At 54.6% G+C, this 5,805-nt stretch carries 4 protein-coding genes; 3 read left to right on the top strand and 1 reads right to left on the bottom strand.

Annotation, left to right across the window (positions count from 1 at the left end; genetic code table 11):
* Together ENN40_05835 and ENN40_05840 are read left to right on the top strand one after the other, a co-directional pair.
* Positions 1–704 (top strand): glycosyltransferase (locus ENN40_05835; protein ID HDP94863.1); only part of this gene is annotated, 704 nt, incomplete at its 5' end.
* The gene (locus ENN40_05840) at positions 704–2,656 is read left to right on the top strand and encodes an O-antigen ligase family protein (GenBank protein ID HDP94864.1); all 1,953 of its coding nucleotides are present in this window, start codon (positions 704–706) and stop codon (positions 2,654–2,656) included. The genes ENN40_05835 and ENN40_05840, both read left to right, overlap by 1 nt.
* Positions 2,657–2,991: 335 nt before the next feature.
* Here ENN40_05840 and ENN40_05845 read toward each other — a convergent pair whose 3' ends face one another.
* Complete coding sequence (locus ENN40_05845; protein ID HDP94865.1) at positions 2,992–4,809, bottom strand: FHA domain-containing protein; 1,818 nt, start codon at positions 4,807–4,809, stop codon at positions 2,992–2,994.
* Positions 4,810–5,329: 520 nt separating this feature from the next.
* On the opposite strand from ENN40_05845, the gene ENN40_05850 reads away from it, so the two are divergent.
* Positions 5,330–5,805 (top strand): hypothetical protein (locus ENN40_05850; GenBank protein ID HDP94866.1); only part of this gene is annotated, 476 nt, incomplete at its 3' end.

The raw sequence follows: 5,805 nt of genomic DNA on the forward strand, positions 1-5,805 counted from the left end.
TGTTTGCCCGTCACGACCTGGTGGCCGATTCCCGTGCCATCGCCGGTTTTTACAAAGACAAGTTCCGCTGCGACCCCCTCTACATCAGCTACGGAGCCCCGGTGATCTCTGCAGCCGATTTTCCGCAGGCTGAATGTGTTTTACAGCCCCTGGGTGTTGAACCCAAAGGCTACATCCTGCAGGTAACGCGCATGGTACCGGAAAACAACACCCTGTGCCTGGTGGAGGCATTCCGGAAATCAAAAACAGAAAAGAAGTTGCTGCTGGTGGGCGGGGATGCGTATGACACCGAGTACATCCGCGCCATCCGCAACGCCGCCGCCGCGGACGATCGCATCCGGCTACCCGGCCCGATCTATGACAAACGCGTGGTTAACACTTTGCTGGCAAACGCCTTTGCCTATTTTCACGGCAACGAAGTGGGCGGGACCAACCCGGCTTTGCTCCAGGCCTTGGGCGCCGGGGCGGTGGTTCTGGCTGTGGACACCATCTACAACCGTGAAGTTGTAACAGACCTGGGCTTTTATTTTTCAGCCAACGCCGCCGCCGTGGCCGAACAATTAGAGCGCATCCTGGACCTGGATAAGCCGGCGCGAAAGCAGTTGGGCGAGCGGGCGCGCCAACGCATTGCCCGGGATTACAACTGGGACGACGTGGCGCGCAGTTACGCGCAAGCCATACAGCAACGCGTGGAGCGGCTGTAATGAGCGAAAAAGCCGTAAGGCGCCTGCAATACGGGCTCTTTCTATTCGCCCTGGTAGCGGCGATACTTAAGGTGGTTTTTCACCTGAACGTGGTCTTGTTGCCGCTGGTGATGCTGCTGCTGGGTATGGCCAGTTACCTGGTCAACCGGCAACATGCCCTCTACTTGTTTTTCGGTTTGCTGCCCCTGGTCAATGCCTTGCCGGACTTGTGTGGTACGGGCTATCCGTTCAACTACCTGGCACCGGCCCTGTTTTATTTATCCGGTCTGGTTTTGGGGGCAATGATCCGGCGGGACCGCGTTGTCGTGCCGCAGTGGTTTCTCAAGGCGTACCTGCTGTTTGTTTTGGTGGTTGCGATTTCGGCGCTGTTTGTATTTATGCGCTGGTCCAACATCACGCTTCCCGCCCGGGCCTGGCTGCAAAACACGCCGGTTGAACCCTTCGGCAACCGCGTGTCCTTTGCCACCATTTTTCCCGTGATTTCCCTGTTTCTCTATGCCGCCGCTCCATTTGCATTCCACTTTATCCGCTTTTTGAAACTCGACCTGGAAAAGGTGTTTACGTCCATGGGAACGGGGTTCATGTGGGCTTTGGTCGTGGCCGTGGTGCAACGTACCGTGGACCCCGACATCCTGGCGCAGGAATGGTGGCTGGAAAAGATGGGCCAGGGCAACGCTAGTTTTTCCGATTTCAACGGTTTCGGACTTTTTGCCGGCGTATTGCTGGTCTATTTCGTTTTCCGGCTGCTGCAGCGATGGCATTTTCGCTCTCTGGTATTGGCCCTGGCCGCTTTAGCGGGAATCTCTCTTTCCGGCAGCCGTACCGCCTTTGCCTTTGTGGTGGTGGCTTTTGCGGTTTTTCTGTGTAGCCGGAACATTCGCCCCCGGGTGAAAATCACCGCAATGGCCATTCTGCTGTTGATGGTGGGCCTGGCCGGGGGGGTGCTGACGCGACGGTTGGAGCAGAACATGCTCCAGGCCAAACGCTTGTTTCAGGTGGAAAACAAGCTGCAGGCCCTGGATGAAGTAACCAATTGGCGCATTACCATGATCGGGTACAGTGCAAAAATGGTTTCGCAATTTCCTCTGGCCGGCGTGGGAACGGGAAATTTCCTTTTCGCGCTCAAGACCCTGACGCATAACCAGGCCCGGGTGGTGGACCTGCCTTTGAACCACTACCTGTTGATCCTGGATGAGAACGGAGTACCCGGCCTGATTTTCTTTCTGATCTTCCTGGCGGGAGTCGTTCCCCTGGCGCGCGGGGCGCAGGACCGGTCTTTTGCGACCCTGTATTTCACCTTGCTGGCCTTCCTGCTGTTTAACACCTATCTGTGGTTACCGGAAGTGGCCGTCCTTTTCTGGGTGGTGATCGCGCTGTCGCGGCCGCAAGCTGATCTACCCGGGGTGCAGCCCCAAGCACAAAAACACCGCCTGGCAAGAGCAGGAGCCCTGGGCCTGCTGCTTGTGGCCGTGATGGCCAACACAGTACGTTTTCACGCATTGCACCCCATAAACTGGGTGAAAGCTGCGGAAGAACGATACGATTACGGTTTCTGGTACGAGGAACGCACTGACCGGGGCGAAAGCTTCCGCTGGGCCCGGGACGCGGCGGGGATCCACATTCATCTGGATGAACAGGGAAGGTCGATTCCATTCCGGCTGGTCTGTGGGGCGCCGCTGGCGCACCTGTCCGGTCAACGTCAACGCGTGGATGTCTACTGGCGAGGGAAGTTTTATCAACGTTTTGATTTTAATAAAATCGGCGAACGATTTTTCCGGGTGACGGATCCGGATCACCGCTCAGGTTTCCTGGAGATCCGCGTCGAACCAACCTTCAACCTGAAGGCAATGGGGCTTTCCCCCGAATCACGAACCCTGGGGATCAAGTTCTTCGAGTTGCCGGCGGAACAATCAATGCCATTGTCCGAAGTGGCCGTGCTGAATCCGCGTTAAAATAGAACAAGCAATCAGTGGATTTCATTATATGTTCTTGGTGCTGGGTACTCGGTGCTCAGGATCCCCTCAACCTCAACCTGAACCTCAGCTTTCTTCTTTCCCGCCCTCAACTCCCTCAACTCCCTCAACTTGTTTTTCCTTAAACAAATAATGGCGAGGGGCAAGTGGCGATTGGCGAGAGGCATGAGCGGGGCCCGCATTGCTTTTGTTTTGAACATTTGTATTTCGGTCATTTGAATTTGTTTGGGATTTCGGATTTCGTGCTTCGGATTTAATAAAGGTGACAGGTTACAGGTGTCAGGAAATTCTTGTTTTCCCTCTCCAACTGTTTTTTATTTCTCTTCCAACCCCAACCGCTGAATCATCTTGGTCAGTCCCTTGCGGGAGAGCCCCAGTTTCTCCGCGGCCCGGGTCTTGTTACCGCCGCATTCTTCCAGGGCGGCCGGGACCAGGCGGCGCTGCAACTGGTCCACCTGTTCCTGCATGGTGGTACCGGAACCGGGGACTTCCACGGACATATCCGCGGTGCCCAGGGCGCGGATCTCTTCGTTCAGGGTTTCCGCGTGCACCACACCGGAAGGCTTCATCATCAGGGCGACACGGTCGGCTTCATTCCTGAGTTCACGCACATTGCCCGGCCAGGGGTAGTTCAGCAACAGGCGCACCACCTTGGGAGAGAAACCCGCAAAGGTTTTATTTTTCTTTTTGGCCGCCCGCGATAAAAAGAATTCAAACAGGGGCAGAATCTCCTGTCGGCGTTCGCGCAGGGGCGGGACATACACGGTAAAGGTTTTCAGACGATGGTAGAGATCCCGGCGCAACCTGCCGGATTCCAGCAATTTGGAAAAGGGGATATTGGATGCCGTAATGATGCGCACGTTCACTCGCTGCGCGTGTGTGGCACCGATGGGAAAGATCTCACCGCTTTCCAGCACACGCAGCAACTTGGCTTGTACGGATGTGGGCATGTCCGCCACTTCGTCTAAAAAGATGGTGCCCCCCTCAGCCGCCGCAAATTTGCCCTCTTCTGTTGACACGGCATCGGAGTAGGCGCCTTTTTTGTGGCCGAATAATTCGTTTTCCACCAGGTTTTCCGGCAGGGAAGATGTCATGACCGGCAGAAAAGGCCCTTTGCGCCCGGAAAAGTGGTGGATTATGGCGGCAACGATCTCTTTGCCAACGCCGGTTTCTCCTTCAACGATTACTCCGGCACTTTCCGGCGCGATACGCCGGGCTGTTTCCACCATTTCCCGGGAAATATTAGACGCCAGCAGAACCCCATCCTGTATTTCCGGCAGGCAGATCAAATTGTCGTTGTTGCTTTGCGGGTTGGGATTGTCTTTGCTGGTTCCTGCGCGTTTGCCCGATTTTGTGCGGTTGATCACGTATAACAATTCAGTCAGGCGCGCCAGCCGGGAGCGCAGGAAAAAGGGCAATCCCTCCGGGAACTGGTGTTGGGGCGTGATCACGAAGTAACTGAGCCGCTCTTTGCGGTAGGATACGGGAATCGATTCCCAGCGCGAATTCGTGTCGGGAATTTCCAGTATCAAGTGGGATTTGAGGCTGTCCTGGAGATGTTCGACATTCTCCAATAGGTTTGAGGGCAATTCGCCGTGGAAAAAGAGCAACAACGGCTTATCTTTCCATTCAACTATTACCCCGAAACCGCTGATTCCCAGGCGGGTAAACATCAACGGCAGATCAGAGTGGTAGAAATCTTCGGGGCTCTCCATGTTCATAAACATATCCAGAAAGGAAAGTTCGGTTTTCACCTGGCTGATTTCCCCGTGGTCCAGGCTATGGGTTTTTTCTCCCAAATCAATGGTCAGGGGCGGTGAGGCTACCTGCTTGGGCAAAACGTCATCCCGGTCCCAGGGAGAGAGTTCGAACAGAATATTGCCCAATTGAACTTGCACGGACTCAGTGATCCGGCAGGCTTCAGTCAGTGGCGCCCTGTCCAGGAAAGTACCATTGGTGCTTCCCAAATCAGAGATCCACCAATTATCGGATTCCCACCATACCCGCGCATGTTTGCGCGACACGGTTTCGTTGCGCACGATCACGTCGCTCTGATTCGAGCGACCCCAGGTGTAGTCCCCGGCAGTAAGAAAAATCACCGTACCGGAATCGATGTTTTGCACCCTCAACATGGCTAAAAAAGTGTACCATTTCAAGTTGTTGCTGTCAATGAAACAGGCCAGACAAACCAAAAGGCACTGAGGACTCGATTACCGTAAACTCAGTGCCCGGAAGATCGTTGATCCGAGCACCCGGCCAAAGCGTGGCAATCCCGCAAAAGGCCGCTATATCTTGATTTTCGAACCCTTTGCTCTTTTTGGCGAAAAATTGGCAAAGATCATGCTATGCTAGCAGCGATGGCAATGCCATCTTTTTTTTTTGGTGACGCCCGGCAATCCCTAACGGCGGCAGCCTGCCCGATTTCCGCGGCGAAACCTCCGGGGGGGTATTGAACAAATCAAGTGATTCCACTGAGCCCAAGGTAAACTTACCCGATGAGAGTAGTGAGGAGCGGCCGACGGTCCCCTTCCCCGTGATCCTGAATATGGGAAAGAACAAAAGAAACCGTATGATAATGTGGAGAACACGATCGCGCCGCCTGAGTTTTGTGTGGCGACGTTTTTGTCACCGATTTTCTGTGGGGAAAAAGAGATGAAAGCGCTGATTGCGCAAGTACAGTCGTGGTTTGAGCGGTTTTTACAACCATCCCGTTTGAAGCGTCTGTTTTTTTTCCTGTTTGCCGATACAACGATCATCGTATCCTCTCTTTATGCGGCTTTCCTGCTGCGCTTCGAATTTGTGTTTCCAGCGGAGTATGCGGCGCCGTTCTGGGCCTGGCTGGCGGCGCTGGCCGGGCTCAAAATCTTTGTGCTGCTCTTGTGCGGCCTGTACAATATCAACTGGCGCTTCGTGGGCATTACGGAGTTGAAAAATATCCTCAAATGCCTGTTCAGTGTCACGGCCCTGATGGCGGTGGGCAACGCTTTAGTGCGCAAACATCTGCCCCAATGGGACATTCCCTACAGTATCGTCTTGATCGATTCGGTGCTGAGTTTCGGTATGATGGCGGTCCTGCGGATCTCCAAGCGCCTCTATTTCGAATTCCTGGCCCCCAATCGCCGAAAAAA

The organism is Candidatus Aminicenantes bacterium (assembly GCA_011049425.1).
GTDB lineage: Bacteria > Acidobacteriota > Aminicenantia > UBA2199 > UBA2199 > UBA876.

Coding starts and splice junctions, on each gene's coding strand:
- ENN40_05840 (HDP94864.1), top strand. CDS start 704: ATGAGCGAAAAAGCCGTAAGGCGCCTGCAATACGGGCTCTTTCTATTC.
- ENN40_05845 (HDP94865.1), bottom strand. CDS start 4,809: ATGTTGAGGGTGCAAAACATCGATTCCGGTACGGTGATTTTTCTTACT.